This window comes from Micromonospora sp. DT229, from assembly GCF_049844505.1.
Taxonomy (GTDB): Bacteria; Actinomycetota; Actinomycetes; order Mycobacteriales; family Micromonosporaceae; genus Micromonospora.
Window position 1 is genome coordinate 128,728 of sequence record NZ_JBNCLD010000014.1, and the last position, 21,539, is coordinate 150,266.

General features: G+C 70.2%; 22 protein-coding genes, 1 tRNA gene and 1 pseudogene. 11 read left to right on the forward strand and 13 right to left on the reverse strand.

Features of this window, described 5'->3' with window-relative positions:
- Nucleotides 1-75 precede the first annotated feature (75 nt).
- The 6 genes from ACLQ2T_RS21305 to ACLQ2T_RS21330 all read right to left on the reverse strand — a co-directional run bounded on the left by ACLQ2T_RS21305 (nt 76) and on the right by ACLQ2T_RS21330 (nt 4,507).
- Nucleotides 76-507, reverse strand: coding sequence for a hypothetical protein (locus tag ACLQ2T_RS21305; protein WP_425768098.1), 432 nt, complete (start codon nt 505-507; stop codon nt 76-78).
- A 213-nt stretch (nt 508-720) separates the two neighbouring features.
- Complete coding sequence (locus ACLQ2T_RS21310) at nt 721-1,434, reverse strand: CDP-alcohol phosphatidyltransferase family protein (RefSeq protein WP_425768099.1); 714 nt, start codon at nt 1,432-1,434, stop codon at nt 721-723.
- Entirely contained in the window at nt 1,418-2,485 is a 1,068-nt protein-coding gene (locus ACLQ2T_RS21315; protein ID WP_425768100.1) for an iron-containing alcohol dehydrogenase family protein, read from the reverse strand. Before ACLQ2T_RS21315 ends, ACLQ2T_RS21310 begins: the two co-directional genes overlap by 17 nt.
- Nucleotides 2,473-3,204 carry a sugar phosphate nucleotidyltransferase gene (locus ACLQ2T_RS21320; RefSeq protein WP_425768127.1) on the reverse strand — a complete coding sequence of 244 codons (732 nt, stop codon included), beginning with the start codon at nt 3,202-3,204 and terminating at the stop codon, nt 2,473-2,475. Before ACLQ2T_RS21320 ends, ACLQ2T_RS21315 begins: the two co-directional genes overlap by 13 nt.
- Before the next feature lie 71 nt (nt 3,205-3,275).
- Complete coding sequence (locus ACLQ2T_RS21325) at nt 3,276-4,061, reverse strand: hypothetical protein (protein WP_425768101.1); 786 nt, start codon at nt 4,059-4,061, stop codon at nt 3,276-3,278.
- Nucleotides 4,058-4,507, reverse strand: a complete 450-nt coding sequence (locus ACLQ2T_RS21330) for an NUDIX domain-containing protein (RefSeq protein ID WP_425768102.1) — start codon at nt 4,505-4,507, stop codon at nt 4,058-4,060. The genes ACLQ2T_RS21325 and ACLQ2T_RS21330 overlap by 4 nt, the downstream gene beginning before the upstream one ends.
- Nucleotides 4,508-4,644: 137 nt before the next feature.
- On the opposite strand from ACLQ2T_RS21330, the gene ACLQ2T_RS21335 reads away from it, so the two are divergent.
- From ACLQ2T_RS21335 to corA, 3 genes are all read left to right on the forward strand, one after another.
- Entirely contained in the window at nt 4,645-5,151 is a 507-nt protein-coding gene (locus tag ACLQ2T_RS21335) for an ester cyclase (protein WP_425768103.1), read from the forward strand.
- 141 nt (nt 5,152-5,292) lie between these two features.
- On the forward strand, nt 5,293-6,387 hold the full coding sequence (locus tag ACLQ2T_RS21340; RefSeq protein WP_425768104.1) for a PLP-dependent aminotransferase family protein: 1,095 nt from the start codon (nt 5,293-5,295) through the stop codon (nt 6,385-6,387).
- A gap of 459 nt (nt 6,388-6,846) precedes the next feature.
- A complete protein-coding gene (gene corA / locus ACLQ2T_RS21345) occupies nt 6,847-7,905 on the forward strand; it encodes a magnesium/cobalt transporter CorA (protein ID WP_425768128.1) in 1,059 nt (352 codons plus the stop codon).
- Between the two features lie 147 nt (nt 7,906-8,052).
- Here the strand turns inward: corA and ACLQ2T_RS21350 are convergent, their stop codons facing one another.
- Nucleotides 8,053-8,862, reverse strand: coding sequence for a hypothetical protein (locus ACLQ2T_RS21350; protein WP_425768105.1), 810 nt, complete (start codon nt 8,860-8,862; stop codon nt 8,053-8,055).
- Nucleotides 8,863-8,921: 59 nt separating this feature from the next.
- Here ACLQ2T_RS21350 and ACLQ2T_RS21355 point away from each other — a divergent pair, with 59 nt between their 5' ends.
- Entirely contained in the window at nt 8,922-9,452 is a 531-nt protein-coding gene (locus ACLQ2T_RS21355) for a peptidylprolyl isomerase (protein ID WP_425768106.1), read from the forward strand.
- A gap of 147 nt (nt 9,453-9,599) precedes the next feature.
- Nucleotides 9,600-10,511 (forward strand): rhomboid family intramembrane serine protease, encoded by a 912-nt coding sequence (locus ACLQ2T_RS21360; RefSeq protein ID WP_425768107.1) that lies wholly within the window; start codon nt 9,600-9,602, stop codon nt 10,509-10,511.
- Between the two features lie 7 nt (nt 10,512-10,518).
- Here ACLQ2T_RS21360 and ACLQ2T_RS21365 read toward each other — a convergent pair whose 3' ends face one another.
- The gene (locus ACLQ2T_RS21365; protein ID WP_425768108.1) at nt 10,519-10,965 is read right to left on the reverse strand and encodes a PH domain-containing protein; all 447 of its coding nucleotides are present in this window, start codon (nt 10,963-10,965) and stop codon (nt 10,519-10,521) included.
- Nucleotides 10,966-11,042: 77 nt separating this feature from the next.
- On the opposite strand from ACLQ2T_RS21365, the gene ACLQ2T_RS21370 reads away from it, so the two are divergent.
- Together ACLQ2T_RS21370 and ACLQ2T_RS21375 are read left to right on the forward strand one after the other, a co-directional pair.
- Nucleotides 11,043-12,215 (forward strand): thiolase family protein, encoded by a 1,173-nt coding sequence (locus tag ACLQ2T_RS21370; protein ID WP_425768109.1) that lies wholly within the window; start codon nt 11,043-11,045, stop codon nt 12,213-12,215.
- Between the two features lie 95 nt (nt 12,216-12,310).
- The gene (locus ACLQ2T_RS21375) at nt 12,311-12,820 is read left to right on the forward strand and encodes a hypothetical protein (RefSeq protein ID WP_425768110.1); all 510 of its coding nucleotides are present in this window, start codon (nt 12,311-12,313) and stop codon (nt 12,818-12,820) included.
- Between the two features lie 59 nt (nt 12,821-12,879).
- Here the strand turns inward: ACLQ2T_RS21375 and ACLQ2T_RS21380 are convergent, their stop codons facing one another.
- Complete coding sequence (locus ACLQ2T_RS21380) at nt 12,880-14,481, reverse strand: ricin-type beta-trefoil lectin domain protein (RefSeq protein ID WP_425768111.1); 1,602 nt, start codon at nt 14,479-14,481, stop codon at nt 12,880-12,882.
- Between the two features lie 128 nt (nt 14,482-14,609).
- Nucleotides 14,610-16,817, reverse strand: coding sequence for an ArnT family glycosyltransferase (locus ACLQ2T_RS21385; protein WP_425768112.1), 2,208 nt, complete (start codon nt 16,815-16,817; stop codon nt 14,610-14,612).
- A gap of 123 nt (nt 16,818-16,940) precedes the next feature.
- Here ACLQ2T_RS21385 and ACLQ2T_RS21390 point away from each other — a divergent pair, with 123 nt between their 5' ends.
- On the forward strand, nt 16,941-17,642 hold the full coding sequence (locus ACLQ2T_RS21390) for a glycosyltransferase family 2 protein (RefSeq protein WP_425768129.1): 702 nt from the start codon (nt 16,941-16,943) through the stop codon (nt 17,640-17,642).
- On the opposite strand, the gene ACLQ2T_RS21395 is transcribed toward ACLQ2T_RS21390, so the two are convergent.
- Entirely contained in the window at nt 17,639-18,529 is an 891-nt protein-coding gene (locus ACLQ2T_RS21395) for a transketolase family protein (RefSeq protein WP_425768130.1), read from the reverse strand. The two genes, ACLQ2T_RS21390 and ACLQ2T_RS21395, sit on opposite strands and share 4 nt — an antisense overlap.
- 20 nt (nt 18,530-18,549) lie before the next feature.
- The gene (locus tag ACLQ2T_RS21400; RefSeq protein ID WP_425768113.1) at nt 18,550-19,311 is read right to left on the reverse strand and encodes a transketolase; all 762 of its coding nucleotides are present in this window, start codon (nt 19,309-19,311) and stop codon (nt 18,550-18,552) included.
- Nucleotides 19,312-19,358: 47 nt separating this feature from the next.
- On the opposite strand from ACLQ2T_RS21400, the gene soxR reads away from it, so the two are divergent.
- Nucleotides 19,359-19,796 (forward strand): redox-sensitive transcriptional activator SoxR, encoded by a 438-nt coding sequence (gene soxR, locus ACLQ2T_RS21405; protein WP_425768114.1) that lies wholly within the window; start codon nt 19,359-19,361, stop codon nt 19,794-19,796.
- A gap of 35 nt (nt 19,797-19,831) precedes the next feature.
- On the opposite strand, the gene ACLQ2T_RS21410 is transcribed toward soxR, so the two are convergent.
- Nucleotides 19,832-20,809 (reverse strand): NAD(P)H-quinone oxidoreductase, encoded by a 978-nt coding sequence (locus tag ACLQ2T_RS21410; protein ID WP_425768115.1) that lies wholly within the window; start codon nt 20,807-20,809, stop codon nt 19,832-19,834.
- 146 nt (nt 20,810-20,955) lie between these two features.
- Between ACLQ2T_RS21410 and ACLQ2T_RS21415 the strand changes: the two genes are divergently transcribed.
- Together ACLQ2T_RS21415 and ACLQ2T_RS21420 are read left to right on the forward strand one after the other, a co-directional pair.
- A tRNA-Ser gene (locus tag ACLQ2T_RS21415) sits at nt 20,956-21,042 on the forward strand.
- A 164-nt stretch (nt 21,043-21,206) separates the two neighbouring features.
- Nucleotides 21,207-21,419, forward strand: a pseudogene (locus ACLQ2T_RS21420) (HAD family hydrolase); the annotation flags it as partial.
- Nucleotides 21,420-21,539 lie beyond the last annotated feature (120 nt).

The following is a 21,539-nucleotide window of genomic DNA, read 5'->3' on the forward strand; positions in this document are numbered from 1 at the left end:
TTACGCTAACCTCATGATCGACGGGGGTGATCGCGTTCGCCATTCTTAAAACCTCTCTTCGTGCTGGAGAGAGTGTCAGGGCAGAGCGCTGAGGACCTCCTGTGGGAGATCCCCACTGATGCCGTCGAGTACCAGCTTGTAGTAGTGCCCCTCGGGGTCGGCGAGCCGCCGTCGATCGGCGCCATTGATCGTGTAGACGTCGGTCTGGGTGATCCGCAGGGTTGGCAGTGCGTCGTCGGCGGGTGTCACGAGGAATCCCCGGAATCCGAGCGTGGGCTCCGGTTCGTCAGTGTCAACGAACTCGCCGGTCCGGCCGTTTACCTGGCTGTAAAGATCGTCGGCCACCTGTGTATTCAGACCGACCTCGGGGCTCTCTTTGCCCGAGTAGAGATCAACCAGAACTATGTATGAATCTGCCGATCCCGCCTTGTCGGCCGGGGCGCATGCGGATAGCCCGATCATTGTCAGCGCGAGTATTACTGAGATGACCTTCTTCGATCGGATCATGGTGTCATCCTACTGATGCCATGTCGCCGGCACCCCATACGAGACGTCTACCCGTGTTGTAGTTTCCCCGATTCGGGTATGCGACCAAAAAGAATTGAGAGCAGGGTTCAGGCGAGGTAGCCATATGGCGATGCGGTCGGACCTTCCGCCGCACGGCGGTCGCCGTCTCAGGTCAGCTGAGAACCGTCACAGGAAACCGCTCGTACCCTTGCCCTACAGGCTGGCGCGGGCGGAGAAGGCGATGCTGGCGAGCAGGAAGCCGCCGTTGACGATCGTGAAGGCCACGAGCACCCAGAAGGCGAGCGCCGGAGCAAAAGCCAGCACCAAAGCGGCGGCGAAGATCACCGCGCCGTAGTCGCGGACCAGCTTGACCAGGCGTACGGGCAGGGAGGTCGAGGTGACCATGCTGGCCGCGTTCGGGCCGGACTGCATCACCGAGGTGACCAGGTTGACCATCCAGGTGCCGGCGAAGGCAGCGACCAGCCAGACCGGGGTCGAGGGGCGCTGCGCCACCGCAGTCGCCGCCAACGCGGCCACCAGGGCGATCTGGGCAGCCACGTCACAGAGGATGTCTACCCGGGCACCGGCCGCACTGCCCTGCCCGGTGACCCGGGCCAGTTGACCGTCGGCGCAGTCCAGGGCGTACGCGATCTGCCAGCCGACCAGGGCCAGCAGCCCGACCAGCACAGCCGGTACCTCCCCGGCGGCGACCGGACCGGCGAGGGCGACCACGGTGACCGAGGTGGCCAGCCCCAGCACCAGGTTGGTGATGGTCAGTACGGTCGGGCGCAGCCCGAGTCGCTGGGCGACAAGTGCGAAGACCGCACCGATCCACTGGCTGATCGACTCGCTGAACAGGCCACCGCCCCGGTTCACCCGGTGGAAGTCGGCGACCGTGGGGCGGGACGGCTCAGCCAAGGTGCTCACGGAGGGCGTCAACGTAGTCTCCCAGCCGGGTACGAAGGTCGTCAGCGGACAACGCGAGGTGTTCGAGGATGGTGTAGCGGTCCGGCCGGGTACGCGGCGCGTAGGCGACCGCCTCGATGAACTGCTCGTCGGTCAGACCCAGCTCGCTGGGCCGGGTGCTCAGGCCGTGCCGGTGCAGGCAGCGGGCCAACTGCCCGAAGCGTTCCAGGTCGCCCCGGAGGAAGGTGCAGAACAGTGCGCCCAGGCCGACCTGCTCCCCGTGCGAGCCGGTGCCCGGGTACAGGTGGTCGATGGCGTGCGAGATCTCGTGGTCCCCGCCGCTGGCCGGTCGGCTTGAACCGCAGACCGACATCGAGATGCCGCCCAGGATCAGCGCCTCGGCCAGGGTGGTCAGGAAGGCGTCGTCGGTGATCTTGCCGGGGTGGTTGACCAGGGCCTCCGCCCCGGTCCGGGCCAGGGTCAGGGCCAGCCCGTCGATCGGCTCGCCGCGTACCTGGTGGGCCAGTTCCCAGTCGGCGCAGGCGCTCAGGTTGCTCACCGCGTCGCCGATGCCGGCCTGGGTCTGCCGATCCGGGCCGTTCTCCACGAAGTCCAGGTCGACCAGGACGGCGATCGGGATGTGTACGCCGTACGACCCCTTGCCGCCCTCGTGGCTCAGTGAGGCCACCGGGGAGGCGATGCCGTCGTTGGCGAGGCTGGTCGCCACGGTGACCATCGGGAGGGCGTATCGGGTGGCGGCGTACTTGGCGGTGTCGATGGTCTTGCCGCCACCGATGCCGACGACCGCGTCGTAGTGTCGGCGGCGCAACTGGTCGCCCAGCGCGTTGGCCGAGTCGACCGTGCCGCCGCTGACGGTGAAGATGTCGGCCGAGCCCAGGGAGGGCCGGCACAGATCGGCGATCTTCTCGCCCTGCCCGGGGCCGACCACCAACGCCACGTCGCCGCCCCCGGAGATCCGCCGGTCGGCCAGCAGCGCCCCGAGGTCCGTCACCGCACCGCGTCGGACCTCGATCGACAGCGGCGTGGTGACCGTACGGGCTAGTAGTGGCACGCGATCTCCCGGGCCCGGGCCAGGTCGGCGTGGTTGTCGACCTCGACCCAGGACACCTCGCCGATGGGGGCGGCCCGCACCTCGCCACCTCGGTCGGCGAACTCCTGGTAGCCGTCCTCGTAGTACAGGTTCGGGTCGCGCCGCCAGGTCGCCTCCAGGGCGTCGGCCAGGGCCTCGGCCACCTGCGGCTCGATCAGCGTGGCGCCGATGTACTCGCCGTACGCCTCGGCCGGCTCCATCAGCTTGGTGATCCGGGTGAGCTGGCCGGCGGCGTCGAAGGTGGTCTTCATCTCCTCCTCGGCCAGCGGCTTGAGGGTGTCGATCGCCAGCAGGATCCCGGGACCCCGCTCGGCCAGCAAAGTCTTCTCCACACTCACCGGGTGCACGGTGTCGCCGTTGACCAGCAGCACCCCCCGGGAGAACCAGTCCCGGGCCAGCCAGAGCGAGTACGCGTTGTTCCACTCCTCGGCCTTGTCGTTGTGCACGAGGGTGATCGTGACGCCGTACCTGCGCTCCAGATCGGCCTGACGTTCCCGGACGGCCTCCGCGGCGTAGCCGACCACCACCACGACGTCGGTGAGTCCCACCTCGGCCAGGTTGCGCAGCGCGATGTCGAGGATGGTGATCTCGCCGTCCACCGGCACCAGAGCCTTCGGCAGGGTGTCGGTGTACGGGCGGAGCCGGCGACCGGCACCGGCTGCCAGCACCATCCCGACCATGCCGGTCTCTGTATCTGTCTTTACGGCGCTCACCGGAGGAGGATAGCGCCGCCGGTCGGGCTGCCGTCGGCTCAGCCGGGTAGCGCCGCCAGGTCGGCGAGGAACTCCAGCCGCTGCGGCGGGGTGAGCACGGCGTACGGCCCGGCGGCCCGCCGGTCGGTCTCCAGTTCGATGGCCCGCCGTTGGGGTCCGTCGGGCAGCTCGACGATGCTGGCGGGGGTGTGCCCGGCGGCGGCCCAGGCGGCGGCGTGCGCGTCGGCCCGGTGGTACCGCAGGGCGCCCAGCCGGTTGAGCAGCAGCACCCCGGCCGTGGCGCCCTCCGGCTCGTACGGGGGAGCCACAGCGGTGAAGGCCGAGCCGCCGCCCCCCGAGCCGCTGTCGCACCCCGGGTCGCTCTCCGAGGTCAATGCGGCGGCCACCAGCCAGCCGGCTGCCACGGCCAGCCGCAGCACCCGATCCTCGTGCCCGGCCCACAGTTCCTCGGTCACCTCGGCGTGCACCTGATACAGCTCGGCCAGGAAGGCCGCGCCCCGCTCGGTGGCGGTCAGGGCACCGTCCGACCGTCGATGGATCATGGCGTACGCGAGGTGTCGGTCGACCGCTCGACGGCAGGTGGCCGGATCGCGGTACCGGGTCACGGCGGCGAGACCGGCCGCGTCGACCGTGCCACCGGGGGCGGCCAGCCGGGTCCGCAACTCCACCAGCAGACCGGTGGCGGCCGTGCCGCCGTACCGCTGACTCAACTCGGCCGCGCCGCCGTCCCGACCGGCCTGCATGGCGGCGACGAAGACCCGGTCGATGACGGGCGCGATCAGCGCGGCGAACCGGTGTGCGGCCAGCCCGGCGCTGTCGCTCACGAAGGCGTTGACCTCAACACTGCGAATGCCCGCTCCGCCAGCTGTCGGATCAGGCCGTCGTCGATGTGGCGGTGCTCGTCCAGCAGGTCGACCTCGTCGGGGCCGAGCCAGCGGAACTCGGTGTGCTTGCCGGCCTCCAGGGTCGGTGCGGCCAGGTCGCCGTCGACCCGTACCAGCCAGTCGGACTCGATCCGGGCCACCCCGTCGTCACCGACGTAGCGGAACTCGCCGACCGGCCCGAGTATCTCCGTCACCTGCCAGCCGGTCTCCTCGGTGACCTCCCGGCGCAGGGCCTGTTCCACGGTCTCGCCGGGTTCCAGATGGCCGCCGACGATGTCCCAGCAGTTGGGGAACAGGCGGCGGTCCGGCGAGCGGCGCTGGAAGAAGAGGCGCCCCTCAGGGTCGACGATCAGCGCTCCGGCGCAGCGCAGCGGCTCGTTGGACACGGGCAAACAGTAGCCGCCCGGCACCAGTTCCGCCGATGCCGCTTTGTGGGGCAGGGTCGCGGGATCGGTGTGGCGGGGCCGGGCGAGGGTATGGAACTGCCTGTGGCGTGGTCGAGCGCGCCGGTAGGGAGGCCAGGATGCGCGGCGCGGACCGGTTGATCGAGCAGCAGTACGCGATGCTCCTGCGGCGGGACGTGGCCCGCCTGCCCGAGCTGTACGCGGCCGACGGCAGTTACTCCATGCCCGGGGTGACCGTGCGCCCCACGGAGTTGCCGGCCCTGCTGCGTACCTGGACGGGTGCCTTTCCCGACCTGCGGGTCGACCCCCTCTCGGCGGTACGCACGGCCGGCGGGGCGGCCGTGGAGCAGCGCCTGACCGGCACCCACACCGGGGTGCTGCACACCCCCTTCGGCACGGTGGCCCCGACCGGGCGCACGGTCACCTGGGAGGTGGTGGACATGGTCCGGGCGCGGCGCAGCCGGATCACGACCTGGCGGTCCTACTTCGACTGGGGACATCTGATCACCACCCTGGGGCTACAGGTGGCGGGCCTGTCCCGGCAGGCGCAACTGGCCGCCGTGCCCCCGATCCCGTCGAGCGAACCGGTGCTCGTCGATGCGGCGTGGCCAGGCGCGGCGGCCTGACCTGCCCGGCCCCTCGGCCCGGGTAGCGTGCTCCAGTCAGGGCGGGACCGGCGCCCCGACTCACCCGACCCGGTGGCTCAGGATGCGGACATCGCCGTGCCGTCGGCGCACGCCAGGTCACCGCACGTACGCTGAACAGCCATGACCGCCGAGCAGCTGATCTCCTTCGCCCGTGGCGCGCCTTCGCTGGACATCGTCGATGTCGAGGGGCTCAAGGCCGCCGCCGTCCGTGCCTTCGACGCCGATCCCGCCGGGGTGACCGCCTACGGCACCTCCGTCGGCTACCTTCCGCTGCGGAAGTGGGTCGCCGAGAAGCACGGGGTCGAGGCCGACCAGGTGTTGATCACCAATGGTTCCCTCCAGGCCGACGCCTTCCTCTTCGACCACCTGGTACGCCCCGGTGACGCCGTGGTGGTGGAGCGCCCGACCTACGACCGCACCCTGCTCAACCTCAAGCGGATGGGCAGCGAACTGCACGGGGTCACCATCCAGCCGGACGGACTGGACACCGCCGAGCTGCGCAAGCTGCTGGAGTCCGGGGTACGGCCCCGGTTGGCGCATGTCATCCCGAACTACCAGAACCCGGCCGGGGTGACCCTCTCCCTGGACAAGCGCCGGGAGTTGCTGGAGCTGGCCGCGGAGTACGGCTTCACCATCTTCGAGGACGACCCGTACGCCGACATCCGGTTCCGTGGCGAGTCACTGCCGTCGATGCTGTCGATGGACACCCGGGGCGTCGTGGTGCACGCCTCCAGCTTCACCAAGACGGTCTGCCCGGGGGTCCGGGTGGGCTACCTGATCGGCCCGGCGGACCTGATCGCCGACATCGCCGGCAAGGCGACCAGCCTCTACATCTCCCCGGGCATGGTGGCCCAGGCGATCGTGCACCAGTTCTGCGTCTCCGGTGACATCGAGCGGTCGATCGAGACCGTCCGGGCGGCCCTCGGCGAGCGGTCGCGGGTGTTGGCCGAGTCACTGCGCCGGCACATCCCCGAGGCCCGGTTCGTGGAGCCGGACGGCGGCTACTTCCTCTGGGTCGAGCTGCCGGAGGACGTCGATGTCGACAAGCTCGCTCCGGCGGCGGCCGAGCGCGGCGTCGCCGTGGTGAAGGGCAGCGACTTCGTCATCGACGGGGGTAGGCACGCGCTGCGCCTGGCCTACTCGGCGGTGACGGCCGATCGGGTGGACGAGGGCGTACGGCGGCTGGCCGAGGCGATGGAAGCCGTCCGCGGCTGATTTTCTGTCGGATTCCCGACAGTAGGCCCCACCCGGCCGCTCCAGCTCTCCCGCTGGGGCGGCCGGCGGCTCACAACGCTGCGAGCGTCACTCACCTGCGTACTGCGGCCTCCCGGGCTGGACCATCGCGGACCATGCCCGGCGCGAATCGGCCACCGACATGCCCCTGGGTGACGCGGCAGCACCACCCCCGCCCCCACGGCGCCGGGCGGGCCGGGCCGCACCTCACCCCCTGGTGGCCCGGCTCGCCCGGCGCCACCCCCTCGACCCCCGTCGAGGCCGTCATGATCGTTACTGCGGCGTACCCTGCAAGCCGCGACAAGGGCGTGCGGAGGGGGTGCGATGACCGATCGGATCAAGCGGGACCAGGCCGCCTCCACCCCCGCGTCCCAGCAGCGAGATCGCGCGGTGGTCGCCGGCCGGGCGCTACGGCCGCGCAACTGGTCGCCGGTACGGGCGATGACCCGCCGACTCAGCCCGGACGGCACCTCGACCGCCGCGGCCCCGACCGATTCGCCGCGCAGCGCGGTGGTGGACTGCGCCCTCTACCTCGACGGTCGGCGGCAGCCCGGCGACTGGGACTTCGCGGCGGCCCTGGCGGAGGCACGCAGCGCGGAGAACGGCTTCGTGTGGCTCGGGCTGCACGAGCCGGACCTGGCCGAGATGACCGAGATCGCCGACAGCTACGGGCTGCACGAGTTGGCCGTGGAGGACGCGGTCAAGGCCCAGCAGCGGCCCAAGCTGGAGCGCTTCGGCGAGGTCAGCTTCCTGGTGTTGCGTACGGCCCGCTACTGCGAGCACACCGAGCTGACGGAGAACTCCGAGGTCGTGGAGACCGGGCAGGTGATGCTCTTCATCGGCCCGCACTTCCTGATCAGTGTCCGGCACGGGGACGCCTGCCGCCTGGCCCCGGTACGCGAGCAGTTGGAGGACCGCCAGGAGTTGCTCCTGCACGGCCCCTGGGCGGTCGCGTACGCGATCACCGACCGGGTGGTCGACCTCTATTTGGAGGTCGCCGACCAGCTTGAGGACGACATGGACGTGTTGGAGATCGAGGTCTTCGACCGCCAGGCCACCGGCCGGATCCAGCGGATCTACCAGCTCAAACGGGAACTGGTGGAGTTCAAACGGGCGGTGATGCCGTTGCAGCGCCCGCTGGTGGCGTTGACCACCCAGATGAACCGCGAGGTCCCCAAGGAGGTACGCCGCTACTTCCGCGACGTGCAGGACCACCTCAGTCGTACGGTCGAGCAGGTCAACGCGTACGACGATCTGTTGAACTCGATCCTGCAGGCGCGACTGGCCCAGGTGACGGTCGACCAGAACAACGACATGCGCAAGATCGCCGCCTGGGCCGCCATCGCCGCGGTCTGGACCGCCATCGCCGGCATCTACGGCATGAACTTCGAGTTCATGCCCGAACTCAAGGTGGCCTACGGCTACCCCGTGGTCCTGGCCCTGATGCTCACCATCTCTCTGACCCTCTACCGCTGGTTCCGCCGCAACGACTGGCTCTAACCCTCCCTCCCCTCCCGCCCCCACCCCCCTCTCACCCGCGATCTTGCACTTTCGGTCGCTGATTCGCGGCATATACCCGATATGCGCGGACCAAAAGTGCAAGATCGACGAGGCTGGGGCGGGGTGGGGTGGGCCAGGGTGGGAGGGTCAGGGGCGGGTGTTGGAGGTGGAGGGGGCGTTGGTGACGGCCTTGGTCAGGTCGTCGGCGGGGCGGCCGGAGGTGGTACGGGCGCCCTCGGCGACCGAGGGGACCTTGTCGGTCGGGGTGATCGGGGTGGGGCTGGTCGTCTTGGGGGTGGTGGAGGCGCTGTCGCCGCCGGCCACCGCGGAGCTGCCCGCCCCGGTCGAAGCCTTGCCCGCGCCGGCCGGTCCGGCCGTACGCACCTCGATGGTCTCCACCTCGTCGTGCATCGGCTCAAGTGCCGCGCCCGGGTCGTACTCGGACCACACCTGCTGTTCCCGGTAGCGCCGCAGGGCCATCGCACCGGCCAGTCCGGCCACCGTGCCGGCGGCCAGCAGGCCGATCATGGTGCCGCGCCGGGACTTCTTCTTCGCCTTCATGTTCTTCGCCTTGACCTTCCTGGTGGCCGCCGCCTGCTTGGTGGTGACGGCCTTCTTTCCGGCAGCGGCCTTTCCGGCTGCCTCGGCCTGTGCCTGCCGCAGCGCCAGGGTCAGGGGCGCGAGTGCCGCAGCCGTCGTCGCCAGGCCGCTCGATGCGCGATCCCGGATCATGACGGTGGTCGGCGTGACGGCACTGCGGGCCGCCTGGACCCGTGGACCGACCGTGGTGCCGGCGCCCTTCGCGGCATGCGTGGCGGCCTGCCGCAGGTGACCAACGCCGCGGTTCAGCTCGGCCCTGGCCAGTTGCCCCTGGGTCTTGCGCCGCGCGATTCCAAACACGTTCCCACCTCCTGGGAGTTGTCCTCTGTCATCCTCCACCTTCGGATGCCTCCGCATGTCCAGATCGGGCACATGGGAGGATCCGCAAGGAACTGACCAACGAGTGAGGAGTACCCGTGGCCGAGGCTGTCTACGCCACCTTGCACACCAACGCCGGTCCGATCCGGCTGGAGCTTTTCCCCCACCACGCGCCGAAGACCGTCCGCAACTTCGTCGAGCTGGCCGAGGGCACGCGCGAGTACACCGACCCGCGGACCGGCCAGCCGGGCAGCGGTCCGTACTACGACGGCACCATCTCGCACCGGGTGATCAGCGGGTTCATGGTCCAGATGGGTGACCCGACCGGCACCGGTCGCGGCGGCCCGGGCTACAACTTCGCCGACGAGTTCCACCCCGAGTTGCGCTTCGACCGGCCCTACCTGTTGGCGATGGCGAACGCCGGGCCCGGCACCAACGGCTCGCAGTTCTTCATCACGGTCTCGCCGACCCCGCACCTGAACAACCGGCACACCATCTTCGGTCAGGTGGCCGACGAGCAGTCCGCGAAGGTCGTCGACTCGATCGCCAACACCCCCACCGGCCCGAGCGACCGGCCGCTTCAGGACGTCGTGATCGAGCGGGTGGAGATCGAGCGTCAGGGCGCCTGACCCGTACGTCGTCCTGCCGTGTCCGCCGCCCGGGCCTGGGTGTGGCGGGCACGGAGGATCCGGCCGGGGTACGGCGTGACCGGTCGCTGCGGCGGATCAAGGTACCTTTGCTCGCATGACTGAGCGCTCGGGCACCTGGGGCCTGCGGTGAGTGAGTCCGCGCCGACCACCCCGGCCTGTTACCGCCACCCCGGGCGGGAGACCTACGTCAGATGCACCCGGTGCGACCGGTCGATCTGTCCGGACTGCATGAACGAGGCATCCGTCGGATTCCAGTGCCCGGAGTGTGTGGCGCAGGGACGTCGTAGCGTACGGCCGGCGCGTACCGCCTTCGGTGGCGGTGCCGCCGGCCGGCACGGCTACGTGACCAAGGTCCTGATCGCGCTGAACGTGCTGGTCATGCTGGTGTCGATCGCCTCCGACCGAGGCGGGGACGCGGCGGCCGGTGGCAACGGCTTCGGCGGTCTGATGGGTGGCAGCACCCCGCTGACCGAGTGGGGTGCCGTCCTGGGCCGGGCGATGTTCCTCGACGGCAGCATCGGCGGGGTCGCCGAGGGCCAGTGGTACCGCCTGGTCACCGCGATGTTCCTGCACTACGGGGTGCTGCACCTGCTGCTCAACATGTGGGCGCTGTGGGTCCTGGGCCGGTCCCTGGAGGCCGTGCTCGGCCCGCTGCGGTTCGCCGCGCTCTACCTCATCGCCGGCTTCGGCGGCAATGTCGCGGTCTACCTGTTCAGCCCGCCGAACCAGATGTCGGCCGGTGCCTCCACGGCCATCTTCGGGCTCTTCGCGGCGATCTTCGTGATCATGCGGCGACTGGGCCGGGACACCTCGGCGATCCTGCCGATCCTGGTGATCAACCTGATCTTCACCTTCACCGTGCCGCAGATCTCGATCGCCGGTCACCTGGGCGGTCTGGTGTTCGGTGGGCTGATGGCCCTGGTACTGGCCTACGCGCCGAGGTCACATCGGACCCTGGTGCAGGCGGTCGGCGGAACAGTGATCATGGTGTTGCTGCTCGGCGCGGCCGTGATCCGCACGGTAGCCCTGCTCACCTGAGGGTCGGTCAGGGCTGGTCGGGGTCGGGCGGTTCCGGGCGGGCGGCGGCCAGGGCTTCGGCGACCTCCTCCGGGTCGACACCGAGATCCATCCGGCTGAACAGGTGCAGCGAGTCGCTGGTGTCGATCTCCAGGGCTGGCCCGCCGAAGCCACGGCCGGGTCGGTGCAGCACCCGGATGTTCTCCACCGCCGACCAGGGCAGGTGACGTCGACCGCTCCAGCCCGTCGGCACGGTGATCCCCTCGGGGTCCACCGCCAGCCGTACCGGTGCCATCAGGTCCCGGATGCCCCACCCGGCGAGAAGCGCGGCGCCCAGCGTGCCGAACACCGGCCGCAGCAGGTCACCCTCGGCGAGCAGGATCCCCAGGGCGAACAACCCGGCCGCCCCGAGGAGCTTGAGCACCGGTAGGGCCGGGAGGATCCGCCACTGCCTCGTGGTCGTCTCGGAAGGCACCCGACCAGCATGCCAGTGCGGGCGGGTGGCCGGCAGATGGGCGTAGGATCGAAACAGCCAGTTACCGGGGAGTAGACATGAGTGACGCGGTTATCGTCGGTGCGGTGCGTACCCCGGTCGGGCGACGCAAGGGCAGCCTGTCCACGGTGCACCCGGTGGATCTGTCCGCGCATGTGTTGCAGGCCCTGGCCGAGCGGACCGGAATCGAGCCGGCCCAGGTCGACGACGTGGTGTGGGGCTGTGTCACCCAGGTAGGCGAGCAGTCCTGGAATGTGGCGCGCAACGCTGTGCTGGCCGCCGGCTGGCCCGAGTCGGTGCCCGGCACCACCCTGGACCGCCAGTGTGGCTCCAGCCAGCAGGCCCTGCACTTCGCCGCCGCCACGGTGCTCTCCGGTCAGGCCGATCTGGTCGTGGCCGGTGGGGTGGAGTCGATGACCCGGGTGCCGATGGGCTCCAACGTGGCCGGCGGCCAGCCGTTCAGTGAGCGGATCCTGGCCCGCTACCGGGGGGTCGAGGGGGTGGCCGAGGATTCGCCGCTGCCGTTCCACCAGGGCGTCGGAGCGGAGCTGATCGCCCGGCGCTGGCGGCTCTCCCGCGCCCAGCTCGACGAGTTCGCCCTGGCCAGTCACGAGAAGGCGGCCGCCGCCCAGGACGCGGGGGCCTTCAAGGACGAGATCGCCCCGGTCACCCTGGCCGAGGGGGGCACCTTCGCCGCAGACGAGGGGGTACGCCGGGACACCTCCCTGGAGAAGCTGGGTGAGCTGCCCACCCCCTTCCGCCCGGACGGGGTGGTCACGGCCGGTTCGGCCTCGCAGATCTCCGACGGTGCCGCCGCCCTGGCCGTCACCACCAGCGAGTGGGCTTCCCGGCACGGCCTGCGACCCCTGGCCCGCATCCACACCGCCGTGGTCGCCGCCGACGACCCGGTCGCCATGCTCACCGCGCCGATCCCGGCCACCGCGAAGGCGCTGCGCCGCGCGGGGCTGGGCATCGAGGAGATCGGGGTGTACGAGGTGAACGAGGCCTTCGCCCCGGTGCCGCTGGCCTGGTTGGCGGAGACCGAGGCGGACCCGGAGCGGCTGAACCCGCGCGGCGGGGCCATCGCCCTCGGGCATCCGCTCGGCGGATCCGGTGCCCGGATCATGACCACGATGCTCGCGCACATGCGGGACAACGGCATCCGGTACGGCTTGCAGACCATGTGCGAGGGCGGGGGAATGGCCAACGCGACGATCGTCGAGCTGCTCTGACAACCCGAGCCGGTGTCCGGCTTTCGTAACGTGGAATTTGCAAAAGGCAACTGCATGAGCCACGTCAATGGCACGAGCAGGGTCGTTGGGAAAGTATGGACGTCTTCTCCCGAACGTTCCTTCCCGCCGCCACCGAAGCCGGATTGGCGGTGCAGACCGTCACCCGACACATGCCGGTGTTCCGACGCTGCGTCGGCTCCAGCGACGCCACCGTCCTGGTCACCCGGTGCAGTCGGCCGGACCGGCCGATGTTCGGCGACCATCTTCTTCTGCTGACCCACCGGCGTCTGGTGATCACCCGGCAGACCAGGGTGCTGCATCGGCTGCAACTGCACCTCAACACCGACCTGCGCGAGCTGAGTCATGTCACCTGGAGCCCTGACCCCCGACTGCACTCGGTCGAGTTGGCCGCCACCGCCATCGACGGCATTCGCGAGCGTTTCCTGATCCACGCTCGGCACCCGAAGCAGGTGTGGCAGCTCGACGCCATGTTCAACCACGCCTTCCGCACCCGGGTACGCACCACCCGGCCCCGGATCCTGGCGACCGTCGCGGAGTCCTCCGCCGTACGCCCGACCACCCTGCACCCCGTCGTGGCCCACTGACGACGACCGGCGAGGCGGCAGGTGACCCCCACCGCCTCGCCGATGATCAAAGTCGCAGGCTAGTAGACCCGAGACCCGATGAAGTCGTCGTGGCCGTACCCGACGGGTTGGGCGAACGACCGCGACTCGAAGGACCACTGCTGCCGGGAACTGCTGGAGCACTTCGCCAGCCGCAGCCGGGGGGTGCCCAGCAGCGGATTGTCGAAGGCCACACAGAGGTTGCTGTTGCCGGCGGGCCGGATCTGGTTGCCGGCGAACACGAACTTCTGGTTGTTGCCGCCGTGGCAGTTGTAGATGTTGATCGCCGTGCCGGCGGTCACCGATCCGCCGGAGACGTCCAGGCACCGGTCGTGGGACAGCTCCGAGTGCACCGACTGCCGGGTCGGGTCGTACCAGAAGCCCTGGTTACGGCCCCCGTGGCAGCGGTACGACTGCTGCACGGTGTTGTTGCGTGAGTCGTACCCCTTGCCGTCCACGCAGGTGCCGGTGGCGGCGTTGCGCAACTGCTTGAACTGCATCAGGCCGGGGTAGAGCACCCCGTTGCCGGTGCTGGCCGGGTCGACGCAGGTGCCCTGCTGCTGGCCGGAGGCGTAGAACTGGGTGATGCACTGGGCGAACATGCCGTGACCCCGGTAGTTCGGGTGGAACGACTGGCGGGCCGCGTTCTCGTCCCAGACGCCGAGTTCGATGTAGAGGCCACGCACGGAGGTGTTGTCGGTGCACACCTCATGGCCGTGGAAGAGTCGGCTGCCGTCGAGGTAGCGGGTGCCGGTGTCGGCCGCCGCCGCCCGTAGCGCCGATTCGAACAGCGGTACCGCCTTGTTCCGGGCGAAGGCGGCGTCGGCCAGGTAGAGCAGGCAGCCGCCGGCGTACCAACCGGGGAAGTTGGGGTTGTCCTCCACGTCGGGGCTGGCCGGGCTGGAGTACGACATCAGCACCAACTCGTAGTCGGTGTCGAGGTAACCGGCCCCGGTCATGGTCCGGCGGATGTCGGTCAGGGCGTCCTCGACGGCGCGCCGGCTGCCGTCGGTGCGTACCGTCCACTGGTCGGTGTAGGTGGGCCAGCAGGGGCCCTGGAAGAGGACGCGGCGCACCGCGCAGTCGGTGGCGACCGGGCCGAACTGGATGGTGCCGTCGCCGTTGGCGCCGACCACCACCCAGATCAGTCTGATGTTGGTGTTGCGTGCCTTGATGGCGAGGTGGTCGCCCTGGTTCAGCTCGTTGTGCTGGGTCGGGCCGCCCGCGATCAGGTTCCATGGGGTGGCGCCCGAGCAGGCGATGTTGTAACGCTCGTCGGCGGTGATGCCGGTACGGAACACGGCCTGGTCGTACGAGCGGTCGCACCAGTTGCCCGGCTGGTGGGTGCCGGGCACGTAGTTGCCCACCCCCTCGCCGGAGATCTGACTGTCGCCCATGGTGATCAAAGCGGTGCGGCGCTGGGCCAGCGGGCGGATGCCGGGAGTGCCGTAGAGCTGGGTGGCCTCGGCGGCGCGGATGGTTTCCAGGTGGGCGGGCAGGGGCTGGGCGGCGGGACGGTCGGCTGCGGCGGCTGAGGTGACCGGCCCGGCCAGCATGGGCAGGACGAGAGCGGTGGCGAGGACGGCGACCTGGGCCAGTCGCCGTCGAGGCGTCCGGTCACGCCTGGCGGGGATACCAGACAACGGCGCACTCCTTTCGGTCCGATCGCGGGACGGCGACCGAGTTACCGGAAGGTAACGCCTGCCATGCAGACATGTGAATTCATCTCGGAATACTTGCGCGCAGTGGTGAACCGGGCCAATGGGACAGGTCAGTCCCCGGGCAGGGCGTAGCCGACGTGACTACGGAACTCGAACTGCCAGCCCTGGGGCACCAGATCCGCGCAGCGGGCCCGGCTGCCGACACAGAGAATCGCGTCCACCGAGGTCGGGTCGGCCGCCGGGCGGTCGTCCAGCACGGACTGAAGGGCCACCAGCTCCGGCGGTCTACCGGCCTCGTCCCGCAGCAGCAGCCACCAGGGGTACTCCCAGTCGTCGTTGCGCTGCGACAGGCCGATCCGACGTGCCTCTGCGGCGCGTACCGCCTCGGCCGCCCACCGGTACTCCTCCGCCCACTGCGGGCGTCGCAGGAAGCGCAGCTCCCAGTCGGCGGTGGTGAAGACCGAGCCCGAGCCGACCAGCCGGCGAGGAAAGCCGTACGACACCGCCAGCACCCCGGCCAGCGCACAGGTCGCCAACACCGCCGCCACCAGCCGGGTGGCGACCGGCCGCCGCCCGGCGCGGCCCGCCGTGCCGAGGGTGCGCGTCGTGCCGGGGGCGCTTGCCGAGGCCGACCGGCGCAGCAGGGCGTCCAGCCAGATCCCGGCCAACGGCACCGCCACCGCCAGGGCGTACAGCAGCAGCCGGTTACCCCAGGGCTGCCACTTGATCATCGTGGTGTGCAGCAGCACCGCCACGAGCACCACCACCCCGTACGCCCGCACCGCCCCGGCCGCCCCGGGGCTGATCCGGGCCGGTCGGCGCAGCGCCGCCACCAGGGCCAGCAGCGCCATCCCGCCGGCCAACGGGAAGGCCACCCGGTCCTCGTCCGGATACCAGGAGGGTTCCGGAAACTCCTCCCGCCCGAAGGTGATGTCGCGGTCCTGCGGATCGACACCGACCAGCCCGGCCACCCCGACGATCGCCGCGGCGGTGACCTGACGGAGCGGGGCCAGCGGGGTGTCCAGCGCGGTGTGCCCGATGCGCAGCGCGTTGACCAGCACCGAGGGTGGGTCGTGCCGCTCCATCGGGACCGACTTGCGCAGCCGGTCCGGGCCCAGGGGATGACCGAACTCGGCATACACCCGGCCCATGAAGGGACCGGTCACCCCGGCGGCGACCACCAGGATCAGCACCGAGGCGCCGACCGTACCGAGCAGGGCGCCGATCGGGAGCCGCCGTGGACCGGCCGGCCGGGCCAGGTACGCCAGGCGCAACTGACCCAGTCCCCAGAGCACCAGCAGGGGGCCCACCGCGATCAGGCCACTGGTCTTGGTGACCGCCACCAGTCCGGTGGCCGCCCCCAGGGCCAGCAGCTCACCCAGGCCGGCGCGGCGCCGCAGCCCGTCCAACGCCAGGGTGGCCGCGCAGACCACCCAGGCGGCACAGACCAGATCGGTCTGGGTGCTGGTCGCCTGCAGCGCCACCATCGGGGTGGTGGCCAGCACGAAGGCGGTGAGCAACTGGGCCCGCCGACCACCACCCAGCTGGGCGGTCAGCCGGGTCACCGCCAGCAGGGCACCCAGCCCCGCGGCCCACTGAACCAGGTTGTACAGCGCGTCCGAGCCGACGAACAACCGCAGGTGCAGCAGCAGATACTCGGCACCCGGGGGGATGGTCACCTGCCGGTGGATGGCGGTGGCCCAGAAGGTCAGGTCACCCTGTGCCACCCAGCGTTCCACCTTGGGCAGGTGGTAGGTCTGCGAGTCGAAGTTGTTCGGCGCGGCCAGCAGGGTGATCAGCAGCTCGACCAGGACCAGGGCGCCGACCGTACCGGCCAGCAACCGCTCGCCCCGACCCGCCGTACGCCAGAATCCGGCGACCGAGGCCCACCAGCCGGTCGGCTGCCGGTCGGCGTCCGATCCGGTCGTTCGTACCTCGGTGGTCCGGGTGGTGACCACCGACCCGCCCGACCCGGCCGCGACCAGGGCGGGCGGCGGCGCGGCGGGCCGGTTCTGATCGGCCGTGACAATCTCGGCGGGCCGGTGTGCCCGGTCGCGGCGTAGCCGCCACCCGGCAGCCGCCACGCACCCGGCCACGAAGAGCAACCAGGCCACCGCGAAGGCGAACAACCTCAGCAGTCCCAGCGCGCCCAACACCTCGACGGTGAGCACCGCGAAGGCCCCGGTGGCCACGGCCGCCCGGACCACCCCCAGCCGACGGGGGGCGACACAATCCCCCACCCGGGGCCGCAACGCCACGGTCAGTGCGACGATGGCGGCGACGGGAGCCAGGACGAGCGGAAAGCCGGCGGCCGACATGGCCGGAAGTAAACACCATCGACCTGGGTGCCCGACGTCGTATCTCATCGGCAGTCGCCACCGGAGTGCTGAGCAGCCAGGCTACGCTATGGCCGACATACTGTCGCCCTCGTGGAGATTCCCGTGAAGCTGTCGATCCTCATGCCGGTCTACAACGAGGAAGAGCGTATCGGGGACGCCCTTAAGCAGGCGTTGGCCGTGGAATACCCGTGCGAGATCGAACTCGTCGTGGTCGATGACGGCAGCCGTGACGGCACCTCGGAGGTACTCGGCCGCGCCGACGACGCCCGGTTGCGCGTGATCACCCACCAGCGCAACGCCGGCAAGGGCGCGGCGATCCGCACGGCGGTCGACGCCGCCGAAGGTGACTACATGGTCATCCTCGACGCCGACCTGGAGTACGACCCGCAGGACATCCCGAAGCTGCTGGCCCCGGTGCTGGACGGCCGCGCCACGGTCGTCTACGGCAACCGCACCTTCGGCAGCCACAGCGCCTACAGCTTCTGGTACGTGATGGGCAACAAGGGCGTCACCATGGCGGCCAACCTGCTGTTCAACTCCTACATCGGTGACCTGGAGACCTGCTTCAAGCTGATGCCGGTGGCGCTCTACCGCTCGCTGGACGTGCGCTCCCGGGGCTTCGGCATGGAGGCCGAGGTGACCGGCAAGCTGCTGCGTCGCCGCATCCGACCGTACGAGGTGCCGATCAGCTACCGGGCCCGGGGCCGGGAGGAAGGCAAGAAGATCACCTGGCGGGACGGGGTCGAGGCGCTCTGGATCCTCGGTCGCGAACGCACCCGCCCCCGCCCCGCCGCCCGGCGCTAGACCCCCACCGGGGTGAGAAAGTCGGTCAGCGAGCGGCGCAGTCCGGCCGGGTCCAGCCCGTGCCAGCGCAGATGGTCCTCCGCCGAACCGTAGCGGCGCAGCTCCTCCCGACCCACCCCGAGCGCGAGCAGTCGGTGCGGCCGATCCGCCAGCGCCGCCGTGACCACCCGGGCGGAGGTCCCCGCCAGGTAGGGCTCCACCAGGATCACCTCGGTGCCGGCCAGGGCCCGCAGACCGGCGACATCGAACGGACGCGGCCGATGGGTGTAGGCCACCGTGATCGGCAGATCCCCGACCGCGGCCAGCGCCGCGTCCAGCATCGGACCGACCGCGACCAGCAGGGGCGCGCCCGGACCCGCGTCCCGCACCACCACCAGATCCCCAGAACCGGCGTACGGCCGGACGTTGCCGTGCAGCGACAGCCGCAGGTACGCCGAGGTGTCGGCGGCCACGGTCGTACGCAGCAGCCCGTCCACCTCCGCCGGGTGACCCGGTACGTGCACGGTCCAGCCGCAGAGGGTGTCGAACAGCGCGACATCGGCCGGGCTGAAGTGGGTGCGCCCGGACTCCGCCCGGTCGAAGGAGGCGCCGACGCTGACCAGCACCGCGCTGACCCCCTGGTGGTCGAGGTCCAGCTTGATCTGCTCGTACGCCCGCTCCACCAGGAACGGCGCGTAGCTGTGCACGATCGGGCGTAGGCCGGTCAGGGCCAGCCCACCGGCCACCCCCACCATCAACTGCTCCCGGATGCCGACATTGAGCACCCGGTCGGGATGCCGCTCGGCGGCCGGGTCGAACAAGGAGGCGGAGATGTCCGCGAGCACCAGGGCGGTACGCGGATTCTCCGCCAGCAGGGCGGTGGTGGTGTCGACGAAACAGTCCCGCATGATCCGCTCATCCGTCTCGCTCATGACTGCTCCCCGTTGTCGACGACCGCCACCACCAGGTGGGGCCGGTGGCCGTGATGACCGGTCAGGGCGGCGTACAGGGCCTCTTGGTCGTGCCCGTCGACCGTGCTGGCGGTCCACCCGTTGACGGTGAAGCGGGTGGCCACCCCACCCGGCCAGCCGTAGGTGGCGGAGGAGTTGTCGACCACGATCGCGGTCAGGTTCGCCAGGCCGACGGCACCGGCGTACGCGATCGCCTCGTGGTTGGATCCCTCGTCCAGTTCGGCGTCGCCCAGCAGGACGTACACCCGGGGGTCGAGCAGGCCCTGGGCGCGCAGGCCGAGGGCGCTGCCGACGGCCAGGCCGAGACCGTGCCCCAGGGACCCGGAACCGATCTCCACCCCCGGCACCAGCGTGCGGTCCGGGTGGTCACCCAGTCGGCTGTCCGGCCCGCCCTGGTCGTCCAGCCAGTCGGGGGGAATGAAATCCTTCGCGGCCAGTACGGCGTAGTAGCCGGCGACTGCATGGCCCTTGGAGAGCAGGAAACGATCGCGGTCGGGTTCGTCGACCGTTGCCGGGGTGATCCGCAGGACGCGGTCGTAGAGCACCCACAACACGTCGAGGGTCGAGTAGACGTTCGGGCCGAACTCGCGGCCGGCGCGAACCCGCTCCAGCAGCGGAGCGACCGGGTGCCGATCGTCCCGGACTGCGACCGGCCGGCGGCCGTCCAGTGGTGCGGCGGCCTCGGCGACCTGCCTGGTGGTGATGGTTGATGAGGACATGCGGCTAGCCTGCAAGTTGAAGCAGGGTTCAACACAAGGCGAAAGTGATGCACGAAGCACTCACCATCGGTCAACTCGCCGCCCGCAGTGGGGTGGCCCAGTCCGCGCTGCGCTACTACGAGCGGCTGGGGCTGATCCGGGCCGAGCGGACCGGCGGCAACCAACGCCGCTACCACCGCGGGGAACTGCGCCGGGTCGCCTTCATCCGGATCGCCCAACAGGTAGGCATCTCCCTGGAGGAGATCAGATCCGCCCTGGACTCCCTACCGGCCGGGCGTACCCCCACCGCCGAGGACTGGGCCCACCTGTCGACGGCCTGGCGGGAACGCCTGGACGAGAAGATCAAATTGTTGCACCGGCTCCGCGACAACCTGGACGGCTGCATCGGCTGCGGCTGCCTGTCCCTGAACCACTGCGCCCTCTACAACCCTGGCGACGAACTCGCCGGCGAAGGCCCCGGAGCCCGCCTGACCCTGCCGCGCTGAGTTTCGCCTATGCCGGCCCCTGGTCTGTGCGGGGCTCAACCGATGGTCAGCAGCACCTTGCCGACGTGGTCGTTCGACTCCACCAGGCGATGCGCCTCGACCGCCTCGCTGATCGGCAACCGCCGGTCGACCACCGGCCGCACCCGACCCGCCTCGATCAGCGGCCACACCTGGTCGCGTACCCCGCTGACGATGGCACTCTTCTGCTCCAGCGGACGGGACCGCAGCGCGGTCGCGGCGATGGTGCCCCGCTTGGCCAGCAGCGCGGCGATATCCAGCTCGCCCCTACGCCCACCCTGCATCCCGATCGTCACCAGCCGCCCGTCGTAGGCCAGGGCGGCGACATTCCGGCCCAGGTACGACGCGCCCATGATGTCCAGGATGACGTCCGCGCCCCCGCCGGAGGTGACCTTGCGGACCTCCTCGACGAAGTCCTGCTCCCGATAGTCGATCAGGTGCGCCGCCCCCAAGGCCCGCAGCCGATCATGCTTGGCCGCCCGCGCGGTCGCCACCACTGTCGCACCCAGCGCCGTACCCAACTGGATAGCGAAGGTGCCGATCCCGCTGCCCCCGCCGTGCACCAGCAGGATCTCGCCCGCCGCCAGCCGGCCTAGTTGCACCACATTGGACCAGACCGTCGCGGCCACCTCCGGCAACGCGGCGGCGTCCACCAGATCAACCCCATCCGGTACGGGCAGCAGCTGCCCCGCCGGCACGGCCACCCGCTCGGCGTACCCGCCACCGGCCAGCAGGGCGCAGACCTGCTGCCCCACGAACCAGTCATGCACCTCGGAGCCGACCTCGACGACCACCCCCGAGCACTCCAACCCGAGATACTCCGAGGCACCCGGAGGCGGCGGGTAAAGCCCCTGCCGCTGCAACAGATCGGCCCGGTTCACTGCGGTGGCCCGCACCTCGACCAGCACCTCGCCCGGTCCCGGCTGAGGGTCGGGCACCTCGGTCCAGCTCAGCACCTCCGGCCCACCGGGCTCGGCCACGATGATCGCGCGCATGTCCCCAGTCTTACCCGATGGAGCCCTCGCACCCACCCGATGGACCTCATCCGGCGGTGAGTGATCATGACGAAACGGATAGCTCCCCCCGTTCGGCGCTCGCCTGGGCGTGGCAGACTAGGCACGACCGTGCGGGGCGCGGTCCGGGAGGGTTCGCCTAGTGGCCGATGGCGCTGGTCTTGAAAACCGGTAAGGCAGCGATGTCTTCGTGGGTTCGAATCCCACACCCTCCGCTCACCTGAACAGCAAAAACGCCCCTTGACCAGCGCGAACGCTGATCAGGGGGCGCTTCTATAGGTCGTGAATGAGTCTCACTTTGTCTTGCCCGGTGCCGCCGTGCCTCACTGGTCGTGTCGTTTACGTGTCGGCGTCGCCCGGCGCATTCTCGGCTTGGTCGTCGGTGCGTGGTGTTAGTGAACCGCCGAGCCGGTGCGTGCTGATTGGTGATTCCCTCTCCGACATTGAAGGCGCGCGTGCCGCTGGAGCGCGGGTTATCGGCTACGCCAACCGGCCAGCCAAAATAGAGGCGTACCGGGCCGCCGGAGCGGATGTGGTGATTACGAGCATGGGCGAAGTAGCCGGCGCACTGATAAGGCGCGCCGGTGACTAAAGTTCGTAACTCCCCTGGGGCTGTCTTCAACAGTTCGTACCACTGAAGTAATCTCAGCGACTTTCCGGTAGGTATTTGTATTCGAAGTGGGTCAGGTGCAGGGCTGCGGCGATGATGTCG